Annotated in this window: 21 protein-coding genes and 1 pseudogene; 9 read left to right on the forward strand and 13 right to left on the reverse strand. The window is 50.7% G+C overall.

Annotated features, from left to right (window positions below; genetic code table 11):
* Positions 1–68 precede the first annotated feature (68 nt).
* The gene (locus CIB54_RS28005; protein ID WP_420094160.1) at positions 69–836 is read left to right on the forward strand and encodes a methyl-accepting chemotaxis protein; all 768 of its coding nucleotides are present in this window, start codon (positions 69–71) and stop codon (positions 834–836) included.
* A gap of 377 nt (positions 837–1,213) precedes the next feature.
* Here CIB54_RS28005 and CIB54_RS27320 read toward each other — a convergent pair whose 3' ends face one another.
* Entirely contained in the window at positions 1,214–1,531 is a 318-nt protein-coding gene (locus CIB54_RS27320; protein ID WP_122584846.1) for a YdhR family protein, read from the reverse strand.
* Positions 1,532–1,603: 72 nt separating this feature from the next.
* On the opposite strand from CIB54_RS27320, the gene CIB54_RS27325 reads away from it, so the two are divergent.
* Positions 1,604–2,497, forward strand: a complete 894-nt coding sequence (locus tag CIB54_RS27325) for a LysR family transcriptional regulator (protein ID WP_198557196.1) — start codon at positions 1,604–1,606, stop codon at positions 2,495–2,497.
* A gap of 532 nt (positions 2,498–3,029) precedes the next feature.
* Here CIB54_RS27325 and CIB54_RS16885 read toward each other — a convergent pair.
* From CIB54_RS16885 to CIB54_RS16920, 8 genes are all read right to left on the reverse strand, one after another.
* Entirely contained in the window at positions 3,030–4,040 is a 1,011-nt protein-coding gene (locus CIB54_RS16885) for a zinc-dependent alcohol dehydrogenase family protein (protein WP_101220350.1), read from the reverse strand.
* 54 nt (positions 4,041–4,094) lie between these two features.
* Positions 4,095–4,391 carry an ArsR/SmtB family transcription factor gene (locus tag CIB54_RS16890; RefSeq protein ID WP_101220386.1) on the reverse strand — a complete coding sequence of 99 codons (297 nt, stop codon included), beginning with the start codon at positions 4,389–4,391 and terminating at the stop codon, positions 4,095–4,097.
* Between the two features lie 234 nt (positions 4,392–4,625).
* Positions 4,626–4,895: a restriction endonuclease gene (locus tag CIB54_RS16895; protein ID WP_232790563.1), complete on the reverse strand. Its 270-nt coding sequence runs from the start codon at positions 4,893–4,895 to the stop codon at positions 4,626–4,628.
* 278 nt (positions 4,896–5,173) lie between these two features.
* Positions 5,174–6,937, reverse strand: coding sequence for an anti-phage-associated helicase HerA (gene herA, locus CIB54_RS16900; protein WP_101220351.1), 1,764 nt, complete (start codon positions 6,935–6,937; stop codon positions 5,174–5,176).
* Positions 6,934–8,184: a DUF4297 family anti-phage-associated protein gene (locus CIB54_RS16905; RefSeq protein ID WP_101220352.1), complete on the reverse strand. Its 1,251-nt coding sequence runs from the start codon at positions 8,182–8,184 to the stop codon at positions 6,934–6,936. Before CIB54_RS16905 ends, herA begins: the two co-directional genes overlap by 4 nt.
* Before the next feature lie 397 nt (positions 8,185–8,581).
* Complete coding sequence (locus CIB54_RS16910; protein WP_101220353.1) at positions 8,582–9,208, reverse strand: histidine phosphatase family protein; 627 nt, start codon at positions 9,206–9,208, stop codon at positions 8,582–8,584.
* A 182-nt stretch (positions 9,209–9,390) separates the two neighbouring features.
* On the reverse strand, positions 9,391–11,028 hold the full coding sequence (locus CIB54_RS16915; protein ID WP_101220354.1) for a Shedu anti-phage system protein SduA domain-containing protein: 1,638 nt from the start codon (positions 11,026–11,028) through the stop codon (positions 9,391–9,393).
* Positions 11,029–11,156: 128 nt separating this feature from the next.
* On the reverse strand, positions 11,157–11,864 hold the full coding sequence (locus tag CIB54_RS16920) for a DUF6602 domain-containing protein (protein ID WP_157829728.1): 708 nt from the start codon (positions 11,862–11,864) through the stop codon (positions 11,157–11,159).
* 709 nt (positions 11,865–12,573) lie between these two features.
* Here CIB54_RS16920 and CIB54_RS16930 point away from each other — a divergent pair.
* On the forward strand, positions 12,574–13,404 hold the full coding sequence (locus tag CIB54_RS16930) for a hypothetical protein (protein ID WP_232790564.1): 831 nt from the start codon (positions 12,574–12,576) through the stop codon (positions 13,402–13,404).
* A gap of 59 nt (positions 13,405–13,463) precedes the next feature.
* On the opposite strand, the gene CIB54_RS16935 is transcribed toward CIB54_RS16930, so the two are convergent.
* Positions 13,464–14,120: a histidine phosphatase family protein gene (locus CIB54_RS16935; RefSeq protein WP_101220357.1), complete on the reverse strand. Its 657-nt coding sequence runs from the start codon at positions 14,118–14,120 to the stop codon at positions 13,464–13,466.
* A 123-nt stretch (positions 14,121–14,243) separates the two neighbouring features.
* On the opposite strand from CIB54_RS16935, the gene CIB54_RS16940 reads away from it, so the two are divergent.
* Positions 14,244–16,502 carry an nSTAND3 domain-containing NTPase gene (locus CIB54_RS16940; RefSeq protein ID WP_101220358.1) on the forward strand — a complete coding sequence of 753 codons (2,259 nt, stop codon included), beginning with the start codon at positions 14,244–14,246 and terminating at the stop codon, positions 16,500–16,502.
* Between the two features lie 20 nt (positions 16,503–16,522).
* On the opposite strand, the pseudogene CIB54_RS16945 reads toward CIB54_RS16940, so the two are convergent.
* Positions 16,523–16,887: pseudogene (locus tag CIB54_RS16945) on the reverse strand (inositol monophosphatase family protein); the annotation flags it as partial.
* A gap of 60 nt (positions 16,888–16,947) precedes the next feature.
* On the opposite strand from CIB54_RS16945, the gene CIB54_RS16950 reads away from it, so the two are divergent.
* On the forward strand, positions 16,948–18,540 hold the full coding sequence (locus CIB54_RS16950; RefSeq protein WP_232790565.1) for an SEC-C domain-containing protein: 1,593 nt from the start codon (positions 16,948–16,950) through the stop codon (positions 18,538–18,540).
* A 173-nt stretch (positions 18,541–18,713) separates the two neighbouring features.
* Here CIB54_RS16950 and CIB54_RS16955 read toward each other — a convergent pair whose 3' ends face one another.
* On the reverse strand, positions 18,714–19,793 hold the full coding sequence (locus tag CIB54_RS16955) for a helix-turn-helix transcriptional regulator (RefSeq protein ID WP_101220360.1): 1,080 nt from the start codon (positions 19,791–19,793) through the stop codon (positions 18,714–18,716).
* A gap of 87 nt (positions 19,794–19,880) precedes the next feature.
* Here CIB54_RS16955 and CIB54_RS16960 point away from each other — a divergent pair, with 87 nt between their 5' ends.
* The 4 genes from CIB54_RS16960 to CIB54_RS16980 all read left to right on the forward strand — a co-directional run bounded on the left by CIB54_RS16960 (position 19,881) and on the right by CIB54_RS16980 (position 22,581).
* Positions 19,881–20,762, forward strand: a complete 882-nt coding sequence (locus CIB54_RS16960; protein WP_101220361.1) for a hypothetical protein — start codon at positions 19,881–19,883, stop codon at positions 20,760–20,762.
* 16 nt (positions 20,763–20,778) lie between these two features.
* Complete coding sequence (locus CIB54_RS16965) at positions 20,779–21,120, forward strand: hypothetical protein (protein WP_157829729.1); 342 nt, start codon at positions 20,779–20,781, stop codon at positions 21,118–21,120.
* A gap of 619 nt (positions 21,121–21,739) precedes the next feature.
* On the forward strand, positions 21,740–22,135 hold the full coding sequence (locus tag CIB54_RS16975; protein WP_101220364.1) for a hypothetical protein: 396 nt from the start codon (positions 21,740–21,742) through the stop codon (positions 22,133–22,135).
* A gap of 77 nt (positions 22,136–22,212) precedes the next feature.
* The gene (locus CIB54_RS16980; protein WP_101220365.1) at positions 22,213–22,581 is read left to right on the forward strand and encodes a histone-like nucleoid-structuring protein, MvaT/MvaU family; all 369 of its coding nucleotides are present in this window, start codon (positions 22,213–22,215) and stop codon (positions 22,579–22,581) included.
* A 122-nt stretch (positions 22,582–22,703) separates the two neighbouring features.
* Here CIB54_RS16980 and CIB54_RS16985 read toward each other — a convergent pair whose 3' ends face one another.
* Positions 22,704–23,453, reverse strand: a complete 750-nt coding sequence (locus CIB54_RS16985; RefSeq protein ID WP_101220366.1) for an FRG domain-containing protein — start codon at positions 23,451–23,453, stop codon at positions 22,704–22,706.
* Positions 23,454–23,621 lie beyond the last annotated feature (168 nt).

The following is a 23,621-nucleotide window of genomic DNA, read 5'->3' on the forward strand; positions in this document are numbered from 1 at the left end:
GGCGCATCCGCAGCGCTTCCTCCGATTTGCAAGAGGTCGCTGCGGATACAAGTCAAGTGGCCAGCAACATGAACAGCGCCGCAGTGCGCCAGCGTGAAGCAGTTGAATTAGTAAGCACGGCTTTCAACGAGATGGTCGCTACCTCTAACGAAGTGGCTCGCTCATGTAGTCATGCGGCTTCCAGCGCGGACGTCGGTTATCGAGAGGTGCACGATGGGCAACGGCACATTGGTGAGGCCACGGGCAGCGTTCTTAAATTGAGTGAAGACCTGCAGCAGTCGGCAGGTACCATGCAGATGCTCGAGCAGGACAGTAAGAACATCAACACAATCCTCGATACCATTCGTTCGATCGCTGAACAGACCAATTTGTTGGCACTCAATGCCGCCATCGAAGCGGCGCGCGCCGGCGACCAGGGGCGTGGATTCGCGGTCGTGGCCGACGAAGTTCGCGCCTTGGCGCGACGTACTGCCGACTCAACTGGCGAGATCGACAGCCTGCTCGGCAACTTCGCGCGGCGAACCAAGGAGGTCACCCAGCAGATGCAACGCAGCTTGGAGGCGTCGCAAACCAGCGTTGATTGTATCCAGCAGGCGAGCGACAGTTTCGACAAGATCCGCGATTCAGTAGATTCGATTCGAGACCAGAATGCTCAGATCTCCACTGCTGCAGAAGAGCAGCATCAGGTGGCCGAAGATATTAACCAACATATTGCGCAAATTCATGCCGATGCCCAATTGGTTGAGAGTGTTGCGCACTCAGCGTACGAGGGATCAGTTCGTCTTACAGACCTATCCGTACAACTGAAAGGGCTGGTAGGGGGGTTCAAACTCTAGGATGTGTTGATTGGTGATGCAAGCATGCTAAGTCATGCGAGCGGAAAAGTAGGGGCAGCAGCGTGCGGAAAGCTGAACATGGTCATCTGCTTACTTTTTGCCATATTCTAGGTCGTATACATGAGGTCGTCAGTCATGCGTGGCACTTTATAAGCCGAAAAGCATGGCCGCGTGATAGCACATCCAAGCGGCCCGCGGCCGAACTTCCAGATAGTTAAATTGATCGGCTTCTTACTCAAACGGGGCGGTTAATTCATTTGATCCAAGCCTGGGGATGACGTTGTGCCTGAAGTCAGCATGTCGAAAATTGATATCGACATACTGCCCGTAGAAGCGAGATTTCGTCGTTCTGCAAGCAGCACGCTTAAGTTAACTGGTCAACCGCTCGTAATGGTTGAAGCGCCCTCATGAACAGGCATAGCGGTGATGACCAGATCTTTAAGGAACGGCTCGGCGGCGACGCTCGCAATAGCTGGCGACGCCATGAAGGCGTCCATCGATGCTTTGTCCTCCCAGATGTATACGCTGGCAAAGGTACCCGTGTCGAAATCAGCCATCCAAGTCTTGCGGACGAGTCCAGGTACCTGCGCAATCGCTTCGGCGTACGGCCGCACCCAGCGCTCATCGTATTCCTCCTCGCTCAGCGTCAAGACATATCGGAAAATCTGCGCATATCTCATGGTCGTCTCACTCATTGGGCCTCAGCACATGCTGGTAGGAGAACGGTAAAGATTGTCACTGGCAGAGACAATAACTATGATGACTATGTGGCAATACGTTATACGGACGCAGCCGCGCGGCTGAAATCTTTCAGCGCCGCTGCACGCGAGTGCGGTGTCTCGCAGCCGACCGTGTCCGCTGCGGTCGCAGACCTGGAAGCTACGCTGGGCACCGCGCTGTTCCTACGTGGTCGTCGAATGCTCGAGCTAACTTCAACAGGTACACGGCTTTTACCCAGAATCGCTGAGGTTCTAGACGCCGTGAATGCGCTGCAGGCCGAATCGCGCGATCTCGCTTCAACTGCACGATCCGAATTGCGGATCGGTTTCACTCCCCTTGCTGGCGCAGCGCGCGTGGCGGCTCTTCTTGACCCGTTCACGAAGCAGCACCCAGAAACCAGAATGTTCTTCTTTGAGTTAAGTGTTGTAGAGCTAGAGAGTCGTCTCAGCGCGGGTCAGTTGGACGTGATAATAGGCTGCGGCTTTCGGCGGGTCAGGACGCACAAACGACTGAAGCTGCTGAGCGATACACTGGTTCTATGCTCGAAGGATGCCGAAATAGAGGGGTTGACGGCTGTTCAACTCGCTACGGCTAGCAAGTGTTGTTTGCTTCTCACAGAAGATATATGCGGCTTGGCAACCGCCACCCGTGGGCTATTCGAGTCGGCTGGTCTTAATTTGGAAGCTTACCCAGGACGCGCAATGAGTTACGGAGCGCTAGAAGACTGGGTTGAACTGGGTCTTGGAAGTGCAGTGATGCCCCGTTACCACGTCAGAAACCGCGCAATCGCGCATTCATTGCAAGATGCAGTCGGCGTTCCACTGGCGCTGGAGGTGGAGGCTGTATGGAAGTCGCCTTTGGCCTCAGCCGAGCACGCCGCAAGTTTCTTGACCTACCTGCACCGCGTCGCACCGACGTTTGCCCGCGAGATGAATTACTGAAGTTTCTTCGTAACGCAGACTGGATGACTCTAGGAGATGCCATATGTGCATGGAGTGCGAACTTCGAAGTTATTGTTATTGGATGGCTCGACTGTCGCCTCGGCCTGGTTTACCGGATCTCAACGACCGCGCAGACGCATGATTGCTTTCTAGGGCTTGAGTTTTAGCAACGGGTTATGGGGTATCGACTGAAACGCCGTAGCGCTTGTGTCCTCTAGAAGTAATGCAGTACCTGGGGCGTATTGCGAGGATGGCGAGCGTTTAAGCGCTGGCACCCAACGCCCTAGCAATAGCTTGATCGCGAATGCGGCTCGGTCTTTTGGTGTGGTGGATCCACCACCAAGGTATGGAGGACTGCTGTGAACAGGGCAGGCGAGAAGCTGAATCTGACTATTCGTTGCTCTTCATCACGGGCAGCAATCGACCCATTGCTGCCGGTTGCGACAGGCAGCAATGGCCCAATCTATCTCGCGCGCTGCGGCGTCAGCACATCTTTGAGATAGGCATCCGGATCATGCCCATTCATTCGCGCTTAGATATCTAGGCAAATTTTGCCGAAATGTTGGTTGGTTTCTTGATACTTGAACGCTTCGACAATCTCACTCAAAGGGAAATGACGATCAATTATCGGGCGCATACCATCAGCATTGATGGCTCGGATCATGTCTTGCTGCTGGCTGCGGCTGCCCACCAATACACCCTGCAGGCGCACTTGCTTGATCAGTGCTGGTACAAAATTCATTGCACCGCTTACGCCACTCAGTATCCCGATGACCGAGATGTGGCCAGCAACCCTAATTGCAATCATCGATTGCTCAAGCGTTGCAGGGCCGCCGACTTCAATGATGTGATCAACCCCACGGCCACCCGTTAGAGCGCGTGCAGTTTCGCCCCAGTTAAGGTCTTTGCGGTAATTGATCACATGATCAGCGCCTAGCGCTTTCAGACGTTCAAGTTTGTCGTCGCTTGAAGAGGTCGCAATGACGGTAGCACCGGTCATTTTAGCGAACTGCAAAGCAAAAATTGAAACGCCACCAGTGCCTTGAACGAGCACGGTGTCGCCCGGCTTGAGTGAGTCATCGGCCATCAAGGCACGCCATGCAGTCAGACCGGCGGTGGTAAGCGTCGACGCTTCAGCGTGGCTGTATCCAGTCGGCGCGTGGGTGAACGATGTGGCTTTGGCCGTCACTTGCTCACGAGCGTAGCCGTCAATGCCATCACCAGGCACGCTAACAAAACCTTCAACCAGTGGCGCACCGCTGATCCAATCCGGGAAGAAGGTGCTGACGACCGAGTCACCCAACTTGAATTCAGTGACATCTGGGCCGACAGCAATGACTTCCCCTGCACCATCAGCCATAGGGATGCGTTTTTCGGTAGGGCCCCACATACCGCTGACGACCGCGAAGTCGTGGTAGTTCAGCGAGTTGGCGTGAAGGCGCACGGTGATTTCGCCGTGCGCTGCGGCTCGGATTTCGCTGCTGCCAACCATAACGTTTTCATAGCCGCCACCGGGTTGGACGAAGATAGTTTTGCTGTTCATGGGATTTCCTTAAGTTTTCTAATTACGCGAAATAACGAAATGAAAGATTAAAAATTACAATTCTATGGTCAACCTAGCCGCAAACTCATCAATCGCCTCCTCGTTGCGTCGGTAGTAAGTCCACTTTCCGATGCGGGTAGTAAGCACGAAGCCTGCACGTTGCAAGATAGCTAAATGTGCAGACGCGGTAGAAGGTGAAAGGCCGGCCTTGTGCTGCAAATGGGTTACACACACTCCTATCGCAGGATCGCCATGATCCTGAGGTGGAAAATTACTGAGTGGGTCTTTAAGCCACTCCATCATTTGCATGCGAGTGTCATTGCCCAGGGCTTTGAGCTGTTCGAGTATCATGGTTGGTAATGTTACGCTTTTTTCCGAAATGTTCAATGAGTAATCTGTTACCTCTCGCAAGGGTTTGAAGTCAAAAAGAATCATCCAGCTGAATCGACTCCACTTTTGTAGACGCACCGAATGGCTGCTTGGATTACCCCGCGCTGGTGCACATCCTCGGGTTATGCTTGAACGACCGCGCCTGACCCATAGCTGCCTGTTACCTAGAGGGCGGCTATCTCCTTAGCGCGGACGCTAGCTGACCCCTACCTGAACCAACTCCCGCTCGACTGCGTTCCGGTATTTTTTGCACTCAATCAGCACGATGAATTCGGCCCCTGCAAAAGCTAGGAATTTCGCCAGCACGTCGATCTGGTAGGTAGAGTCGTAGGCCTCGACCTTCACGTCGTGCTTGACCTCCAGCGATGTCAGTTCAACTCCCTGTTTGAGGATCCAGTCCCTGACTAACCGCTCGAATTCGGTGGCTGTGATTTCAAGATCCGGGTTCGCCATCGGTGGGAACATTTGCTGTCCTTAAACTAAGAGGTTGCCCGTCCAGCTTTGGGCGGGAGGGCGGTTATCCTGCACAAACTACTGCGGCGAAGCGCAACTAATCTCTGGAGGCAGCTCATAACACGAATAAAGAGGACTGGCTCTAGATCTGCAGAGCCAGGCCAATCCCCCATTACGCGACGGCGTGATCCATCGGTTTCGAGCGAGCCGGCGATATCTAGCTATAATTTGCGAGTTGTCGGGCCGCTCGCATTGTTGCTGTCCCAAGGAACGACGACCAACAGGTAGCGTTATCTCAGCCATTCATTGGTGATTTGGTCGAAGCTCAGATCCTTCCACTCTTCTTTCCACAGCTCCCAGTACGGGATGTCGGCGGACGAGGGAGCCGGATCGCATACGTCGATTTTCACAAGCGACGGCATCACCAGTGAGTCGCCGATTAAGAGTGCCTCACCAGCGCCCAGATTTGGCATCTTCTCAATCAGCTTACCCAGCGTATCTGGGAGCAACCTGCGTACATAATTTTGATCGCTAGGGTTGGTAAGCCGCATCGCAACGAAGTTGTTGCATTGAGAGAAAATGGTTTCGGAAATTTCTGATGGGCGTTGGCTGGAGAGAAGCAAGGTGACGCCGTATTTTCGACCTTCCTTAGCTATCCGCTCAATCGACTGTTTGGCCGCCCGATATTTTGCGAGTTCACTTGTAGGTACATATTTGTGAGCCTCTTCGTAGACAAGCAAAATAGGGGCATCATTATTGATCGACTCACCTTGCTTGGTTCTAAGCACTTTATAGTGGTAACCATGCTCAAATATTAGGCGAGAAATTAGAGATACAGTGATGCTCAAAACCTCGAACGGAATGCCGCTAAGATCAAGGACTGTAACGTTGGAAGCCTCGTTTGGTAGATAGCCTATGAGATTTCGGAGAGTGTTTTCAAGGGAACTTTCTTTGGCGCGGGAGCCGAAGAGAAATCCCAATCTCTCCTGAGAGACCTTAGACTCGAATCGGGTATAAAACTTATCTAAAGAACCATCGCCATACCCGCCGTTGGTGATGCTTTCACGCTTTGTGGGATGAAATTCCAGCTTTTGTTCAAAGTATTTTATCACTCGCTCTTGGTCGTTTAGTAATAATCCAGTAGTAGGGTCTGTTTTACCCTCTTTTAATAGCTCGTAGGTTCCGTCGTTAATCATGTAGACATTTGAGTTTTTTGAATTTACTGTTTCGTTTTTTATGTTGTAGAGGGCGTTCAGTACCTCGTGGATATCGAAGAAAACTGGGCTGTCGTAAAATATTTTGGTGTAAGCTTTGTTATGTTTCTTTTTGTTTTCCGTGACTAGGTACCGAAAGACTGAAGACTGGTTGTAGTTGTCGCGCTCTCCAGTATCTAATAACACCTCTTCTAGTTCATCACTGTTTAGTAGCCAGTAGGGGAGGTTCAAGGTGTTGATGTCGATATGGTTGGCTTCAGGGAAGGCCGCTCTGTATTCAGAGTGAATATCGAAAATTATAGCGTGCGAGTTGTTTTGAGTTCCCGAAAGAGTTTTAGTTGTAGAGGTCTGAATGATTCTGGCTACTGTGTTGGATTTGCCCGCTCCTGTTGATCCGACTACTGCAATGTGCTTGTTGAAGAATTTGTTTCCGTCGACTGGAACTCTAATTTCTGGATCGGCTAGTAATGATGAGAATTCAAATTTCTTTTTTTCAGGTACGGAGTCCTCGAAGATCTTTTTAATGTCTTGGAGGGTGGCAGGTTCAACGCCAGTGGGAGGAATGGTTAACGCATCACCTCCTCGAATAAATTTCCCATCTTTAATAACACCGAGCGGGAGCGCCTCGATCACATGTCGGCGATTTTTTCTATCGTCAACTTCGATCAAAAAGCTTTCAATGATCGCAATAAGAACGCAATCTTCATGGTCTGTTACCCTGAGGTAGGAGCCGACACGCAATAAAGGATGACCCTCTGTGAAGCTGCCTAGGTCATCTACGCAGATACGAACTTTGTTTGGGTATACTGCTATGACCTCTGCTTGCGGTTTATCTGTCATTTAATCATCTCCTTGATGTCTTCTAGAGTATCAACCTTGATTGCAGCGTAAGTTGCAGCGGTCGGAATATTTAAGCCGGTGGTGGGCGTATCGTAATAGAACTCGAATACCTGAATAGGGCGGCGATGCGAGGAATTTAAAGTGCTGTCCAAGTCACATAATTCGTCGATCAGCTTCAACCGCGTCTCCATATATGAGGTTGGGCCTTTAAGGATGGAGTCGATATGAAAACCAGATCCTTTAAAATCATTCCCATCTAAAAAGGGAATGGTGGCAGCCCGTAGAGAAAATTTTAGGTTTCTGAGTGCGAGTTCATCCGCGTTAATTAAATGAATGTAGGGGCAGAATCGCTCAGTATCTGAAATTCTCGAACTTGGGCGGTTTGAGAATTTTTTGCTAAATTTTAACACCAGGTCAAGTACATTTGCCGTATCTAAATGGCCGGCGGGAAGATTTATAATGAAAAACCTGGCTTTGTTCTCTATAGATGTAGCAGTGCTTTGCTTAAAGTATTTTTCGCGCACCAAATTTGCATATTTTTTGGCCCCTTGATAGTGCCTGAGCCAGCTGTTGAATAGCTGACTCTTGTTGTTTATTTCATGGATGAAGCGGTTTTTTGTGGTCTGACGATCAATCAAGTTTTTCTCGATTGCGAGAGTTCTTATATTATTTATTGATGCTGGATAGAAAAGGTTTTCGACGTCCTCCCTTGTGGCGCCTGGTATGGTTGATAGCAATAGTTTTGCGATACTTTCAAATTGCTCTTCATAACTTGCAGCGTATACGTCTATTTCCAATAGTGTTACGAACTGGAGTATTTCAGCGTCGGTGATGTTGTACTTACTGTGGATTAGTTCGGAGGGGGCATCTTTCTTCTGGGTTGTTAGAAAATGCGTTTTAACAAAGTCTACGGTTATTTTGCTTTTTTCAGGGAGTTTCTCTTGGCCTTCGTTGTAGTGCCCATAAAGTTTGTACTTTGGTAGTGGGGTTTTATTAGAGCCTACTTCTTTGAAATGAATAATCATCGCTGCGATGGCGGGTTTGATTACGGAGTGGTTGTAATCCGTGGCCGCGTAGTATTTGCACTGAGTATATTGTTCATTGGAAACATCATCAATGTCGACGTCCTCAATACCCTCAACCGTTACAATAGCATGCTCATTCGCTGCTAGTAATAACTGAAGTATTGCAAAGTCGAATTGGTAAAAATAACCTTTGATTGTGGCGTTGGCTGCTCGGTTGACCATTAATATTCCCTATTAAGAATGGTGTCGAGATAGGTGTAGCAAATCTGTTTCACCTATCAGATCAGACTTCACGAGAGCTTCGCGACCCTTTGGCATCGTCCTTCTTATAGCTCGTTCTGGGAGAGGAGTATCTATCACTAAAGTGGCATGGTGATAGCTCATTTGGCATGCGTGTCTTGTCTTGAATCAAATTTTCAAAACGTTGGTCGCCAATTCGCAACGTCGTCCTCTCTTAATCGAGGATATGGGTGCGACAGAAAATAACGACACAGTGTATTGCGACATTCAAATGGTCTCGGCCAGACGATGGCCCCGGTGATGAGGTGTCGAAGAGTCGGAGTAGTAAAACCCTGTGAATCAAGCGGCATAAGGCCTATTGCCTGTCACTGTGAGGGCTCTAGATCTGTTCGATGTTCAAGGGCCAAGCAATGTCGCCGGCCCTCCTGGATAGGGAGTATCCGCCGCCATTTCGAATGTGATTTTCGATCTCGTAGGTACGCCAATCGGCCATAGCCTGGACATCCAGAACTCGAGGCTTCCTCTCCAGCAGCCATGCGACTGCGTTCAAATATTGCCCATGAGAAAACACGGCGATACTACCGGCTGGATGCTCCTCAAGCCGATCAAAAAATGCCTGGGCTTGAGCAACAAAATCATGGTATGACTCCGCGCCGGCGCCGTCGCGATAGGTGGGGTCGGACTTCAGCCAGTATGCATCGACCCAGCTCTTCCTCTGGGCCACAGTTGTATCGACACAGCGGTCAGGTGCGAGGTACGTAAACTCTTCGACAGCCCATGTCTCAATAGCTGTCCCGGGGAAGGTCGCTGCAGTTGCCTGGGCGGTGGCCTGCGCTCGTGCGAAAGGAGATGCGACGATTAGGTCGGGTGCCACGGAAAATGATCCTGCGATCATCCGAGCTTGTTCCAGACCCAAAGGGGTGAGTGGAATGCTTGCATGATCGCGACTGGCTTGGCCGGCATTAGCAGCACTCTGGCCGTGCCGAATCAGCCGTACACGTCTCATCAGCTATCTTCCTCGGTCATGGGGTGCCACCAATACCCTGCTTCCTTGCACCTCCCGAAACCGTGGCGCCCAGTACATCAATCAGCGGGAGGTGGCAGTACCTACAGGTAAATTTTGGGGTTGCCGCCATTTCTGTACGATTGGAGTGTTTAGGAAAAAGTATCGTTCAATATTTGAGAGTGTTAGTAGTGGAAGCTATGTCCATTACGGTGCAACATGTTGTAGTAGGTGAACGCTCTGTAAATATCACTAAGATTGTTGGTTTTTTTAAGTTCATCAAGCATTGTTGGCTCTATTTCTAGCGTTTCTGGGTTTTTTCGCAATAACCTGGCCTTTGTTAGATAGTAGTACGGTAGCGAATTTAGTAGTTTGCTTTCTGTGTGTTTCCCTCTTGTTGGTTTCCCGTTCTTGAAGTAATGTACGACGATTTCTTGATAGAATTGCCTAATGTCCACGGGCATAGAGGAGATGGATTTTATCCATTGTGTTATTTCTTTGGCGAAGAGAGTGCTTTCTGTTTCGCTACAATTTGCGATGGTTAGAAATTTGGTTGCGACTCTATTCGTCAATGCTATCATGAACTCCATTAGCTCATGATCAAGGTGGGCACGATATGGGGACTTGTGCTGCAGCTTTTCCTTAAGGAAATGGCAGTTCCCTAAGGTAGAGATCTCACCCTCATTAAATGCAGCTATATGGTTACCGCATAGAAGCGCAGTGTGCTCTCGCCACAAAAGAGCTTCAAATGGGAGCGTTGATCGCTCCGGAAAATTATTATAAATCGGCGTAAGATGTCCTTGGACTCCATCGCTGGATACAATTCTTACGCCGCAGCCAGGGATTTCGCAAGCGCCTGCGGAACGGTAGAATATTTCGCGTAAGGTCTCGGGATGAAAACAAGTCCTCCTTCTTGATGTGTCGAAGTGATTCATCCCAAGGCCAGCCATTTTTACGCCGAGTGGATCTTCGTTAAGATCTCCGAAATGAGGTAGGCTCGGTGAGGATGTTTTTACGTGAACTCCGGTTGCCCATATTGAGATCATATGTTTGGGGCGCGGGTGCCTCTTAACGTGTTCAATCATTTCAGGGTAAGGCATTAGAAGAATATCATTTTCTAGGTAGAGACTATCAACTAGATGTTGGCGTTTCGGGGTGTCGATTTTTTCATTGCCAGCGATTAGTATGTAGTCTATCTCTATTTGGGTTTCTCTAGCTACATTGTCCGCTAGTGTTAGTAGTGGGACTGGGTAGTTTTTAAATAAAGGTTTTAAGCTGAGGAGTAGAGATTTTTTTCGATCTTCAGATGCAAAGCTATCTCTCCATTCTTCAACTTGTGAAATCCATTTTTTTGCTTTGTTAGAAAATTCAGTTTTTTGGGCGTTATCTTTGAATACTTTGTCCGAGGCGCGTTTAATTTCGACTAGCGAAATTTTTATTACTTGGTTTTGCCCTGAGATGAAGGCAAAGTCAGCTCGGCGTTTGTTAGGGAGTGCGAGTTCGTCAATTATTGAGTTGAGCAGTAATTCACCTGCATAGAGTTCAGGGGTGTGTAGCAGAAATGGATACTCTACAATTTTTTCATGCAGACGTGCTTCTCGTAAATCTTCAGAGCGACTTTGAATTTCAAGTGAATTGTTTGATGATCCACGATTTGCTTTTTTATCTTTGGCCTTCTGGCCTTGTCTTCTATATTTGTTCTCGATGGGCTTTATCGGCTGCGTGGTGATTTGATCCTCTATGCGGGCAAGTACCGATTGCTGCCGATTAACTATGCTGAGGAATTCAGTAATGGCTTGGTTTTCGAGAGTTACAATGTCCATGCGATTCCTTCTAGGATTTCCCTTGAGGTGGCTGGTTGCTTCTAGCCTTGAGTGATTGCCCTAGCGTGCTAAAACTATAGCCAAACTGAGCAGTGATCTGCAGACAGCAGCGTTTAGCTTTTCAGTATTCAAGTTTTCCCGATCAATGACTGGAATTCATCTAGCTTAAATTCGTTGCTGCCAGCATGCTGCAGTGTGGCAGTAACACATTGGAGAAATGCGAAAAGGGATGCGGCCTTGCCTCTGGCAATCGTAAAGCCATTTTGTCCGGGAGCTCTTCCATAAAAAATTGCGCCGTCAATACTTAATATTCCATTGGGAATTAATTTGTTGGAAAAAGATTTATATATATTCTCAATACCTTCCTCTGTAGAAGGGCCTTTAAATCCAATAATAAATGTTGGGATTGAAATTTCGTCAAGAAAATGGAAGTCATCACCTTTTACTGAAGTTCTGAACAGTTCCTTGATGGAAGCTGCTTTGTCCATCGCCTTCTTACCTTGCGTTGCAAGGTTGGATTTGATTTCCAATGCGGCACATACAGACGGAGCTAAGAATAGTCGGTTCTGGTCGCTGCTGATCGGGAAGCTGATTGAGAATGGTTGCTCAATAACGATATCAACCTGACCTGAATCATTTCCGTATTGATCAAAAATTGTTCCAGTGCCAACGCGATAGCCAGGGGCCAAAATCAGTGAAAGAAGAGATCGGTTAATTATTTCTCTCTCGGCTCCGGTAATGCTCGGAGCATATTTAGTAGAGTCTGCATGGGCCTGCATTAGTGCGGCATGTATGCCTTCCAGTTTTTGTTTTAGAAAGTTAGATGCTTGAGTCATAACCTAGATTTCGCTCTTTGAGATAAAACTGAGTCAGATGCTGGTTGTCTGTGAAAGGAGCCAGGCAATCATCCAGCTTGTGACGTACCTCGTCGTATGTACCGGCGCCGTCGACGTCCACCTGTTCAATCGTGGTCAGTCTCTTACAGAAATCGGCGGAGCGCCTGGAGGTGCCGTGGTTTTTTATCTGCATTTTTTTTCTTCTCAGAGGCCCTTGTTCATTACGAAGCGGAGTCGAAGAGCCGAATGAGCAACTCTCCCGTAGGCGTGCCCGCGTACCGTTCCAGCAGCTCTTCTAGCTTGGCAGAGAGCTGACCGCACGATGGAGGTGTCAGCGTGCTTCAAGATGTTTCCCAAGCTACGAGTGTCCTCCAAGCCTGTCCAGAAAAACGGCACATGTCGAAGTGCTATCATTGTGCGCTTTTTCGTGGCTGAATTTTGCAAAGGTGTTGATGGCCTATTAGGGAAATATGGAGGTACAAGGTGGTGCAAGTAATCACAGTGAACGCCCGGCTTCGCAGGGGCATTCGTTCATTCCAGCAGGCGCTCATTGGCCAAGCAGAGCTACTTGGGGAAAAAGAGTGGGCATTTCCAAGCGGGGATCGGGCACCTTGCCCCACCTATGCTTTGGAAACCGACCTGGGTGAGATGCTATTTGCTGTTCCACCGCCTTGGGATGGACGGCAGGCGCACCTGTTTAAGCTGAACTATGAGGGGGGAACTCTCTCCAGATGCGGAGATCAACATTCCGGATGGCCTCAACCGCAAGGTCTCAGGAGCATTGGTTTCTACCTCTGACGGCGAAACCTTAATCTGCCATAGAGGCACCTTCACGGCATTCCGTGGCCGGGTGCCCCGTACAGAAGCGCTTGAGCACTTTCAGGATTGGCTGATGGAGGTTGATGACGACGGGCGATCAGCAGATGTGATTGCTGTCTCTTCAGCAAACTCCCCCAGCATTGCGAATGACATAGCCGAGTTCCTATTCAAGGTAAAACGACTCAAGGAACAGAGGAAGGCGGAACTGGAGGGGGATGCCGAGGGTTCAGAGGAAGCCCTCGACGAAGAAGATGAATCGGGTGCCAAATGGCGGGAGCAGGAAGAGTTCGAGGGCAGCAAGTCCTATACCCCAAGCAGCGACCCCTGCCAGTATCTCCATGGCCCGCTCTGCAATGCCCTCCATCGCAAGCTGGATGAGCTTATTGATGGACATCCTGAGCTATGGGGCGGTAAGCATCGTGTCGACTTGGCATTGGTAGACAGGGCTACAGACAGGGCCAGGGTAATCTTTGAGGTCAAGACCAGCGCCTCCATGTCGCCACAGCTTTACACCGCGTTTGGTCAGCTTGCGTATTACCGGCATTGCTTCGGGACTGCTGATACCAAGCTGATCCTGGTGCTGCCGGCGAGCACTGCATCCGACTTCACAACAACCGAGTTCTTCGCCGAGGCCAATATCCAGGTGCTGTTCGGTGAGGCCGGTATTTTTGAGAGCAGCAAGGGCGAGAGTCTAGAAGAGGTATTGAGTACCATCTTGTAGAAGCTGGCGAAGCCGCTGTCAGTATATGAATGCCAACTCCGTTTGCAACGTGCTTGGCATCACCGCTCCGGGCGCGTCTCACCTCTTTCTTCACGCATTGAAACGCTCGCTCTCCAATGGGGGTCTTCAGCAGGCTTAGTCATCGTGTAACCGCCACCGTTGGGGACATGGCTCAGGATTTCGTACTCACGCCAATCCGCCATAGCTCGGTCGTCTATCCGCTGCGGTTTGCGCTCAATCAGCCAGGCCACGGCATTGATGACCTGCCCATGTGAAAATACAGCGATGTTTTGTGCAGGATGATCCGAAAGCCTACCCATAAAAGCCTGAGCCCTGGCTATGAAATCTAGGAAAGACTCCGCAACGGCACCGTCCACAAACGCAGGATCCGATCTAGACCAATACGCTTCGACCCACCTTCGCCTCTCGGCAACGGTCGTGTTCACACATCGTGTTGGCTCAAGGTATGTGAATTCATGAATGGGATAGATCTCGTACGGGACGTCCGGGAACTTCGCTACGGTAGCCATAGCTGTTGCCCGAGCCCGAGAGAAGGGAGACGCAACGATCAGATCGGGAGCACCGGCGAAGGAGTTGGCCATCGAGTACGCCTGTTCAACCCCCTTCGCTGTAAGAGGAATTCTCGCATGATCCGTACTGGCTTCGCCGGCGTTGGCAGCGCTTTCTCCATGGCGGATTAGCCTGACCTTTCTCATAGCCAAATATCCTCCAAATCAATCTCGCGTGCGTTTCTGCTACTGCAGCCCCGGCATTATTGCAGTTCCGCTATGATGGCTTTCTGTCCTACCTCTAGATTTTGCTGCAAGGATCGAATGCCCATGACGCCCCCAAAATACGACCTTCATCTCTTAGGTTGGCATAGTTTTCAGCAACTGTGCATGGCAGTAGCCTCAACAGTTTTGGGTCAAACAGTCGAGACGTTCCTTGAAGGAAATGACGGAGGCCGCGATGGTGGGTTCAAGGGAACGTGGTCTCCTCAGCCAAACGAAGTGTATGCAGGCGAATTCGTCATCCAGTGCAAGTTCACATCGCGCCGTGATCACAATCTCACTCTATCTGATGTGACTGGTGAGCTTGTCAAGGTGCGCAGACTCGTCGCCAAAGGAAAGTGTGATGTCTATGTCCTTATGACAAACGCAAGCTGGACAGGGGATAGCAATCTCAAAATACGGTTGGCGTTTGAGGATGCTGGGGCCAAGCACGTGCTTTTGCTGGGCTCTACCTGGATTTGCGAGAAGATCCAGCTGAACAGTGATCTGCGCATGAATGTGCCCCGACTCTATGGTCTTGGCGACCTTAGCCAGATCTTGGATGAGAGACGGTACAAGCAGACGAAGGCGTTGCTGACGGAGCTTCCCGACCTTTCAAAGCTCGTGGTGACGGGCACCTATCGCAAAGCGCTTCAAGCCCTTCAGCAGCATGGCTTTGTTCTGTTGGTTGGAGAGCCCGCAGCAGGTAAGACAACGATTGCCTCACTCCTGGCCATGTGTGCTATGGACAAATGGGAAAGCCTAGTATTGAAGCTGGAGAGGCCTGAGCAGATAAGAGATCACTGGAATACTGAAGAAGCATCGCAGCTCGTATGGGTTGATGACGCCTTCGGGGCCATGCAGTACGAAGCAGAATTGGTGATGGAGTGGAACCGGATTCTTCCGGCTCTCACGACCATGATCCGAGGTGGGCATCGGATAGTTCTGACCAGCCGTGACTACATTTACAACAGCGCACGACGTGACCTCAAGAAAACAGCATTTCCTCTGATGGAAGAGAGCCAGGTTGTCATCGACGTGAAAGAGCTGACCTCCCAGGAAAGGTCAGAAATCCTCTACAACCATGTGAAGCTTGGAAACCAACCACAGCGGGTTCGGACGGTCTTGAAGGAGTTTCTTCCTGCAGTGGCAGCTCACAGTCGGTTCGCTCCCGAGACTGCTCGGCGCTTGGGGAGCATTGAATTCACAAAAGCGCTAAAAATTGACCAGAAAAATATCGACGAATTTGTCGCGAAGCAGGAGCGATGGCTCGTCGAGACGATGCAGGGAATGGATGACGAGAGCCAGGCCGCACTTGCTCTTCTCTACATGAAGCATGGAGCAATCGAAAGTCCGGTGAGTCTGTCTAGCGGCGAGATGCAGACAATTGAGAGGTTGGGCGGTAGCCAGGCCGGGTGTATCCGAGCTCTTGAGAGCCTCCGGGGAAGTTTTCTTCAGATGGCAGATACAGCTGATGGACGTTTCTGGCGATATAAGCATCCTACGATTGGGGATGCGTTTGCGTTGATACTCGCCCAGAGTCCTGAACATCTGCAGATCTTTGTGGATGGAACACCGATTGAGCGGTTGATGGAACTGGTGACATGCGGCAACGCAGGGGTTCAAAACGCTACAATTTTGCCTTCAAGTATGTTCGCAGAAATCGCGAACCGGTGCTGTGAATACGTTGCATGCGAGGGTGACATGGAGCGCACGAGGCGGGGAAGGCTGTATTCTTTTCTGCAGCGCAGGACAAATGACGTGTTCTTGGACATCTACTCGAAAACTGATGGAAAGCTGCACTCCAGCTTGGTTCGTGACTTCGCGATTAACCTGTTCACGAGGTCGTCTGATCTAGCTCTCCGCCTGCTACGGCAAGGGCTTTTATCTGAGTCAGCACGAGAAGCGATTTCCACCAAGATTCGGGACTTTGTCTTTGATCATGATGAGCTCGGGCACATCTACGATAACGAGATGCATGAGTTCTTCACAAGCCACGAGCGTGAAGACTTCTACAGCGATGTACAGAAATATGTGCTGCCTGACCTGGACAGGGTTCGCAAGTCCCTGCAGGAATCGTATTGCTACGAAAATGATCCTGATAACCATTTTTCTGATTTTATTGGTGAGCTAGAGGGTATTTACGCGGCCTTTCCGGCATGGCCCGGTATCGAGGATGTGGTCGATACCCAGCGGCGTCGAGTTGACGATTGGGTGAGTGAGGTCTCACAAGAGCGGTATGAGGAACCAGCAGTCGGACGGAGCGATTTGATTCGGCCCACTGCAACGGGGGGAGGACGTGACATCTTTGACGATGTAGATCTTTAAACCAGGTAATCAAGGGTAAAGACACCCGATGGTTTGACAGGCGCATGCACGACGCTAAGAACGGGGTGGTTATCGCGAAGTAGCCCGACAGATATCGCAGACCTTTTCAGCCCTATAAGGAAGTCACTCGTACCGTCGTTCGGATCGACGACCCAGCAAAATGTAATTCTTGGACGTGCCCAGTTTCTTCGCCTCAGAAGTCGCAAGGCAAATTTTCAATAGTTCCGCCCTGAGCCACATCTCGATCTCGACGTCAATTTACGCTTTATCGCGGGAGCCTCGGGGGCCTCCAGTGCGGTCGTACTCAGCTGCCAGCAGATACCCTGCTGGTTCGCAGCGGCGATTACCTTGTGGAGGATATTCACAACTTCCAAGAATTCACCATCGAGCCTTAAGGTTAACGGAGACGACTGGGGTAGGATTCTAGGCGAGCAAAGGCTCGGCAATGAGCTTGATCGTGCCATCATCGACCGGTGGAAAGTGGTGGCGCGAGCAGCAACATTCGGAGCACCCAGAGTCGCCCGTCTGCTGGCGATTTCTCCAGAAATGCAACTGCACAAGGAATGATCAGGTGCTGAAGCCCATCCGCAAAGAGCCGAGCGTGAATGAGAGCGAGCGCATTCTCTCATCCATTGTCCAGAATAAGTTTTTCAGTCTTTGGTGCTACCCCAGCCTGTTTCGTTCGGTAGGGAACGGCAAGGAGCTGGCTGACCTTACGATTTACTTCAACAACCATCTCATCCTTTTCTCAGACAAGGGCCATGTCAAATTCCAAGACGATAGGGATGTTCATATCGCTTGGAAACGATGGTATCGGGGCGCAGTCAAGGAATCGGCCAAACAGCTGCACGGCGCTGAGAGTTTCATTAGGAACTACCCTCACAGAGTCTTTCTCAACAACAAGCTTGAAGATCCTTTTCCATACGATTTGGCCAATCCCGACTTGAAGATCCACTTGGTCGCAGTCACTCGTGGAATTGGCGACCATGCCAAGAGCTTTTTTGATTCGATAGCGCTTGGTAGTAGTGGAACGTTAGGGTATGCGTATCAGGTCGCTGAAGATGTGTTGATCGAAAAGCCTTTCTTCGTGGGGGATGTCGACCAAGCCAAGACTTTCGTGCACGTGCTCGACGAGAGTGGAATTCACCTGCTTCTCGAGGAGCTGTGTACGCCGCCAGATTTTATTCATTATCTGGAAACCAAAGAGAAGACAATTCGCAGTCGACGCTTTTTGTTGAGCGCTGGTGAAGAGGAAACGCTCGCGTCTTACCTTCAGGAGGACGGCGGTAACGGCTTTGGGGATCTGCGGCTTCCTCTTGTCCACCAAGGGCATTGCTTCCAAATTCCGGAAGGCGAGTGGCGACATTACAGGCAGACCGTAGCCTATGCGCTGCGCCATGGACACAAACAGAAAGCAAAGCTATGGAACGAGATAATCGCTCGTTTTGCCAATGCCATCACGGATGCGTGTGTTGGAGAGGCTAGCGACCTCCCTTTCATCGACCATGCTAATGCGGTTCAGGTTCTTGCCTCTGAAAATATGTATTCCAGCCGCTTTCTAGCGTCTGCTTTATTTGAAAAATTTAGCAGCGTACCTGAAGGCGCTCGCTCTGCTCGAACAGTCCCGTCCATTAGCACTCCAGGTCGAATGTATGTTTTCGTATTTTTTCCTTGGGATGATGATTATGTTTCATACGATGAGTATAGGCAGGAGCGGACAGCGTGTATGCAACTGTATGCACATGTTGCTCGGTACAAGTTTCAGAAAGCTAAGGAAATTCTGATTTTCGGTGCGGACACAAGAGGCCGACCAGGTGGCTCTGAGACGATTTTCGCTATAGATGCGACGGTGCCGATGACGGGCAATGAGCGGGTGATGGCCCAACAGATTATGAAAAACCATCAAGTTCTGGACAATGTTTCAGAGAGGATGATCAAAGTTTCAGATTTTTCTGAAGGTGTTAGGCGAAATGACATTTGCCCATGCGGGTCTAAGAAAAAATACAAAAAATGCTGCATGAGTTCTGGCTTGTCTTAAAAATCCGTATGCGTCCGGCCAAGTCATCTACCCAGCCCTTCAACGCCAAGACATGGTGTCCACTTATAATTAGGTGGACACCATCACCTTTGGCGTTGGGGTCAGGAAGGTAAGGTGGCCGGACGCTTACTTCGCGTCGGTCTCATCCCAGCCCTGAACACCTACAGTCACCATCACACCTTGTCGCTTGCGTACATTTCCAAAGCCCGGCGCAATGAATTTTTGATGTGGTCGCGAAGGTAAGGCGGTTCTAGGACTTCAATCTCGTCTGCATTGCTAAGCAAAAAAAGTCTCAGCCCTTGGGTATCTTGAATTGAGCATTTCAAGATTGTACCGATAGGGGTGTGTTCGATTTTTTGAGTCTCACTTAGCTGGTTTTCAGTGAGGCGGTTCAGGAGATTCGCTTCAAGACGCAGCCTCAGCTCAACAGGAGCTTCCTCATGAATGGTATTTAGATCTCTCTGCACTACGAATGCGCCGACGCTGTATCCCTCTGGCTCAGGGGTATCTTGCCAATAGGTCTTGATGTTAACCATCCTATGAAGCATGAGCACGCACTGCTTGCCGGGCCCATTGCTGCTGTACTTCCCGCGCAGGGCATCCCGCTTCGGCATCTTACCGTCAGGCCACTGCTCAGATTCGACGTAGGCCGACAGATAGACATTGGAGTCTTGGAAGGAGATCGCTAGAGGCCTCAAAATATATGTGCATTCGAGATCACCAACATCGCGTGGCTTATAGACGACCTCTAACGTCTGACCGTCGAGCATGGCCGCTTGGATGAGCTCAAGGTGCGCCGGATCGTAAGCGCCAGGCAGTAGGGTGATGAAGCGAGTGCCCGTAGTGATTCTGCCCTGGCCGATCAGGTCGTGTTTTGAGTTTCGGCTTATTACCCCTAGCGCGTAATCTTGAAGCTCCACGAGCTGGTCGGTTACCACTTTGAACCCGAAGCGCTCGGCATGCTGCAGAATGGCTACCAACGTCATCGATTCAGCGGGTGTCAGTACGAGATCTAAGCGAGCTTTTCGCAGTTTCCACCGGTAGGATTTTTGACCTACTGGCTTCTCACCGGCGATCAGTCCCTCCGAAGCAAGGATCTGCAGGTCTCGCAATGTGGTTTTAAGGTGGGGAACCTGTTCAATCCAATGTGTCAGCTGAGCGTGCAGCTCCTCAGTAAGCAGGGAGCGACGCTCCCGCAGCAGCATACCTAAGAGTGCCTTGCGTCTATCTTCCTTGGAAATTTTCTTAACCATAGCGAACTCACAGACAAAATCTGTCCTTATTGTGAGTCAGTATCACTTTGCCAGCAAGAAAACCCATCGAACTCAATGGAGCATCCCATGAAGATTAAGGTTTCGCACCGGAAGTACCCCGCTTACAAAGATCGTGCTGAGGTCAATGCTTTCATTGAATGGCTTGCTGAGCAGTTGGGGTCTAACAAGCCTTTGGAGCATCATTATACCAACCGGCAGACCAGCAAGATCTGGCAGTTCTCAAATCTTCATGATGCTTTTGAGCAGTACCAATGGAATCACCCAGGGGTGGCCCATCTCAATGTCAGCGCGGGCAGTTGTGGTAATAGCAACGCCAAAGCCCTTGATGCTCTAGCCGCTGACCTCAGCGCGGCTGCATGCGACGTCTCGATGCTGCGGGGAACCCAGGCCACCATGTCTTGGGGTGGCGTTTCTGCTAAGAACAACCGCTGGCTTGAAGAGAATCGAGTGGGTTTGGCAGCGATGATCGAGCAGGTTGCAGAGGTTCTGCGACATGGAGATCTGGATAGCCCTAAATTCGTTAGCGATCTGCGCTTCAATGCGGGCATGACTAAGGTCTATTCGCTGATCTGCGAGAATTTCATCATCTACGACAGCCGAGTCGCTGCTGCTATGGGCTGGCTCGTCATGAAATACTGCTGTGACAGAAAACTTACCTCTCTCCCTGACGGGCTTCGTTTCCCTTGGGCGCCGGCAAAGGAGGCTCAAAACACTGTTGCGCCTAAGAACCGTGATCCGAGTTTGGAATGTGACTTTAAATTTCCCCTGCTGCGACGAGGTCATCACCACGCACTCTGGAATATGCGGGCAAGCTGGGTGCTCAGCGAAGCCTTGGCTCATCCATCGGCGCGCGCGAGCCGCTTCCATGAGGGGGTCGGGAATCCTCTTCGTAAACTTGAAATGGGCCTTTTCATGATCGGGTACGACCTTGGCCACCGAGTCGGGTGAGCGAGGGGATGGGGGCATGAGCGACAAACTTAATCTGGAGGCGCTGATCCTGGCATCGATTGGATCGGGGATTTCCCACTCCTTGTTGAGGAGCCGAATAGCCAAGCAGGTACCACACGTATCTTGTCGAGAGCTTGATGATGCGCTGGTGGAGTCCCAATTATCCGGCGCACTGCATCAGTTTTACACTGAGGCGGAAGATGTTTGGGCTGTTGGCCCGGGCGAGGAGGACGTCTTCGAAGACTTCAGTCCCGAAGTGATTGAGCAGATCCTCAACCCCGGAGAGTTTGTTGAAATAGATGTCGATCAGCTACTCGCTGAGCTGGACGCCATGATCGCTAGGGCCCGGACGAAATAGTTCCAGGGTTAGGCTGGGGAAGGGTATGGAGTGTCCGGTCGAACTGGTTCCAGTCAATGCTCAGCAGCCGTTGGACTGCCGGGATAACGCTCAGAGAGTAACCGCCTAGGGCGGTTCAATGAGTGGCTCAGGTTATCCGGGCCCCTCGCTCCGGTTTATGCGCACCGTGCTGTCAGTGGTAAAGGCTCGATGTTCCAGTTACTGCGAACCGCATCCCGGCGATCTCGAGCTTTTCGACGATGGCCGTCTTGTCGAAGTCCATGGCTTTAAGCTCTCTAATGACGTCCGCATTTCGAGGTCGCGTGGGCGGTCGCGGCAGGGAGGTTCACCTTCGCGGCTGTGAGGTACGATAGATTATTATGCGAACGAGGGGGCTAAGGTGGCGCAGGTCATCACAGTAAACGCCCGGCTGCGTAGGCGTATTTGATCCTTTCAAAAGGCTCTGATCGATCAGGCAGGGTCACGTGGGACGGAAGTGTCCAGCTTTTGAGGCATCCGGAGGCGGATGATATCGGCAACGTGACGCTCCCGGAACTTCCCCATCACGCGCTGCTTGATGCCCGCATCTTAGCCGACCTTTATCGTCGAATTACTGACGGTTCGAATCGAGGCACTGAACATGGCTGATGATCTTCGTACGCGTGAGTCTGTTAGGCGCAAAGCCCTCTGGACACTTTTGCACCTGGTGCCGGGCGACCCACAAGCTGTCGCTATTTTGAATGTGCTTGACGACATTGAAGACCAAGAGCGCGTTAACTTAAACCAGAGTCATCCACATCTCGATATTGATGCTGTCCGCAAAGCAGTCCTGATTGAGCGCCACAGATCCGGTATCAACATCGTTGACGAGGCCAGTATTCCACAGCCGTGGCGTGAACGTTTTCTACAAGCGAGCATCGGCTCGACGCGCCTCATCGATGGCCCATACGCCCATGACTGGGAAAAATTTCTGACTCAATGGCAGGCTGAAATGAAGCACTTGGATGCTCACATGTCTGCAAGGCGTGAGCGTTAAGCGTCGGAGGGCACCTTCGATTGTCTACTTTGGACAGTGCTGACTATACTGGCAACACTAAATATCTGAGGTGTTACATGTCCCGTCTCGCTGAATTCCGCGCGCTTGAACAACAGCTGGCTGCCCAATTGGCAGAGCTTGAAACACTGAAAAACGATGATGGTCTAAAGCGTGAGATCGAGTTTGAAAAGAAGCTCCGTGATCTCTTGGGCGAGTATGGCTACAGCCTGCGCAACATCGTCGCGATTCTCGATCCGCAGTCTTCTAGCCGCCGCGCTCCTGCAGTCGCTGAGACCAAGGGCGTCCGCAAGGCTCGCGCCATCAAGGTTTACAAGAACCCTCACTCAGGTGAAGTGGTTGAGACCAAGGGTGGCAATCACAAAGTGCTGAAGGAATGGAAAGCCGAACATGGCTCCGATACGGTCGAGAGCTGGCTGGCTCAGTAAAATCTATTGAGTACAAATGGAGGGCCCTGCAGGGCCCTTCTTTATGGGGACAGGAAATGCTTCGTTCAGCAGCGCTTGAGTTGGCAAGGAGCTTCAGGACTGCAGTCGACTACTACTTCCGATCATCTCCTTTCGGAGTACATAGAGAGGATTGCCCTTACCTCTGCTGACTTCGCGTTGCCTTGAAGTCCAGGGTAAATTCTTGAATGGCTAAGCCCCATAGCATCAAGATCCGCCATCGCGAAACCCGACTCACTCACTGGGACGAGGTATTTTTTCAACCCCCATTCATCCCCTTCGCATTGGGCTACATAGTCCTCAATCGAACGAGCAGGGCTTTTCAAGTGAGTAAATCTGCCATGTTGGTTTCGGATGCGCTCGTTTCCGAAACTTGGGACTTTTACAATCGCGCATCCATTGCTGTCCTCCCATATGTGATGTGTCGAGTCCAATACCCAGATCGCCACATTAGCCTCTATCGGCTTGCCGTGTCTAATGTGTCCGCTAAAAGCAAAGAAAGCTGCTACGTAGGGGCTCTCGCTCCAGTCCAGTAGTCGCGTAGGTAGCCCGTGATGTTGGCCTAAACTTAGCATCATCAGTCGGTCATTTCGAACGTCTACAGGAAGGTCTTCAAGTTCACACTCCCGAATAAATCCATCCAAAACTCTCTCTGCAACTGCGACTTTATTAGCTCGCAGACCGTTGTAGTCTTCAAACCAGCGGTCAAAAGTAGATGCTAGCTTCCAGCTTTCGCCGCCTTGTCCTCGAAACAGAAATTGGCCTTTTTGGAAGGTGCCTAACGGAAACAAATCACCAATTATCTTATTTTTGAAATCAGACCAGCCTGAGCATTCCACTGTTGTTACTATCATTTCAATCCTTGAAGAATGGTGTCGGAGCGATGAAGGTAGCCAAGTGACATACCCCTGTTCATAACCGAATGGATCAACGACGCAAGCGGAGCGCGCAGGCGTGCGGTGTAGAAGCTCGAAGGGCCAAGACGCTGGCTTTGCCAAGGCTCGGTTTACGACAGCCTTTCC

The organism is Pseudomonas fluorescens (assembly GCF_002837185.1).
GTDB lineage: Bacteria > Pseudomonadota > Gammaproteobacteria > Pseudomonadales > Pseudomonadaceae > Aquipseudomonas > Aquipseudomonas fluorescens_AM.

Coding starts and splice junctions, on each gene's coding strand:
- CIB54_RS28005 (WP_420094160.1), top strand. CDS start 69: ATGAACAGCGCCGCAGTGCGCCAGCGTGAAGCAGTTGAATTAGTAAGC.
- CIB54_RS27320 (WP_122584846.1), bottom strand. CDS start 1,531: ATGAGTGAGACGACCATGAGATATGCGCAGATTTTCCGATATGTCTTG.
- CIB54_RS16885 (WP_101220350.1), bottom strand. CDS start 4,040: ATGAACAGCAAAACTATCTTCGTCCAACCCGGTGGCGGCTATGAAAAC.
- CIB54_RS16890 (WP_101220386.1), bottom strand. CDS start 4,391: ATGATACTCGAACAGCTCAAAGCCCTGGGCAATGACACTCGCATGCAA.
- CIB54_RS16895 (WP_232790563.1), bottom strand. CDS start 4,895: ATGTTCCCACCGATGGCGAACCCGGATCTTGAAATCACAGCCACCGAA.
- herA (WP_101220351.1), bottom strand. CDS start 6,937: ATGACAGATAAACCGCAAGCAGAGGTCATAGCAGTATACCCAAACAAA.
- CIB54_RS16905 (WP_101220352.1), bottom strand. CDS start 8,184: ATGGTCAACCGAGCAGCCAACGCCACAATCAAAGGTTATTTTTACCAA.
- CIB54_RS16910 (WP_101220353.1), bottom strand. CDS start 9,208: ATGAGACGTGTACGGCTGATTCGGCACGGCCAGAGTGCTGCTAATGCC.
- CIB54_RS16915 (WP_101220354.1), bottom strand. CDS start 11,028: ATGGACATTGTAACTCTCGAAAACCAAGCCATTACTGAATTCCTCAGC.
- CIB54_RS16920 (WP_157829728.1), bottom strand. CDS start 11,864: ATGACTCAAGCATCTAACTTTCTAAAACAAAAACTGGAAGGCATACAT.
- CIB54_RS16930 (WP_232790564.1), top strand. CDS start 12,574: ATGAGGGGGGAACTCTCTCCAGATGCGGAGATCAACATTCCGGATGGC.
- CIB54_RS16935 (WP_101220357.1), bottom strand. CDS start 14,120: ATGAGAAAGGTCAGGCTAATCCGCCATGGAGAAAGCGCTGCCAACGCC.
- CIB54_RS16940 (WP_101220358.1), top strand. CDS start 14,244: ATGACGCCCCCAAAATACGACCTTCATCTCTTAGGTTGGCATAGTTTT.
- CIB54_RS16950 (WP_232790565.1), top strand. CDS start 16,948: ATGAGCTTGATCGTGCCATCATCGACCGGTGGAAAGTGGTGGCGCGAG.
- CIB54_RS16955 (WP_101220360.1), bottom strand. CDS start 19,793: ATGGTTAAGAAAATTTCCAAGGAAGATAGACGCAAGGCACTCTTAGGT.
- CIB54_RS16960 (WP_101220361.1), top strand. CDS start 19,881: ATGAAGATTAAGGTTTCGCACCGGAAGTACCCCGCTTACAAAGATCGT.
- CIB54_RS16965 (WP_157829729.1), top strand. CDS start 20,779: ATGAGCGACAAACTTAATCTGGAGGCGCTGATCCTGGCATCGATTGGA.
- CIB54_RS16975 (WP_101220364.1), top strand. CDS start 21,740: ATGGCTGATGATCTTCGTACGCGTGAGTCTGTTAGGCGCAAAGCCCTC.
- CIB54_RS16980 (WP_101220365.1), top strand. CDS start 22,213: ATGTCCCGTCTCGCTGAATTCCGCGCGCTTGAACAACAGCTGGCTGCC.
- CIB54_RS16985 (WP_101220366.1), bottom strand. CDS start 23,453: ATGATAGTAACAACAGTGGAATGCTCAGGCTGGTCTGATTTCAAAAAT.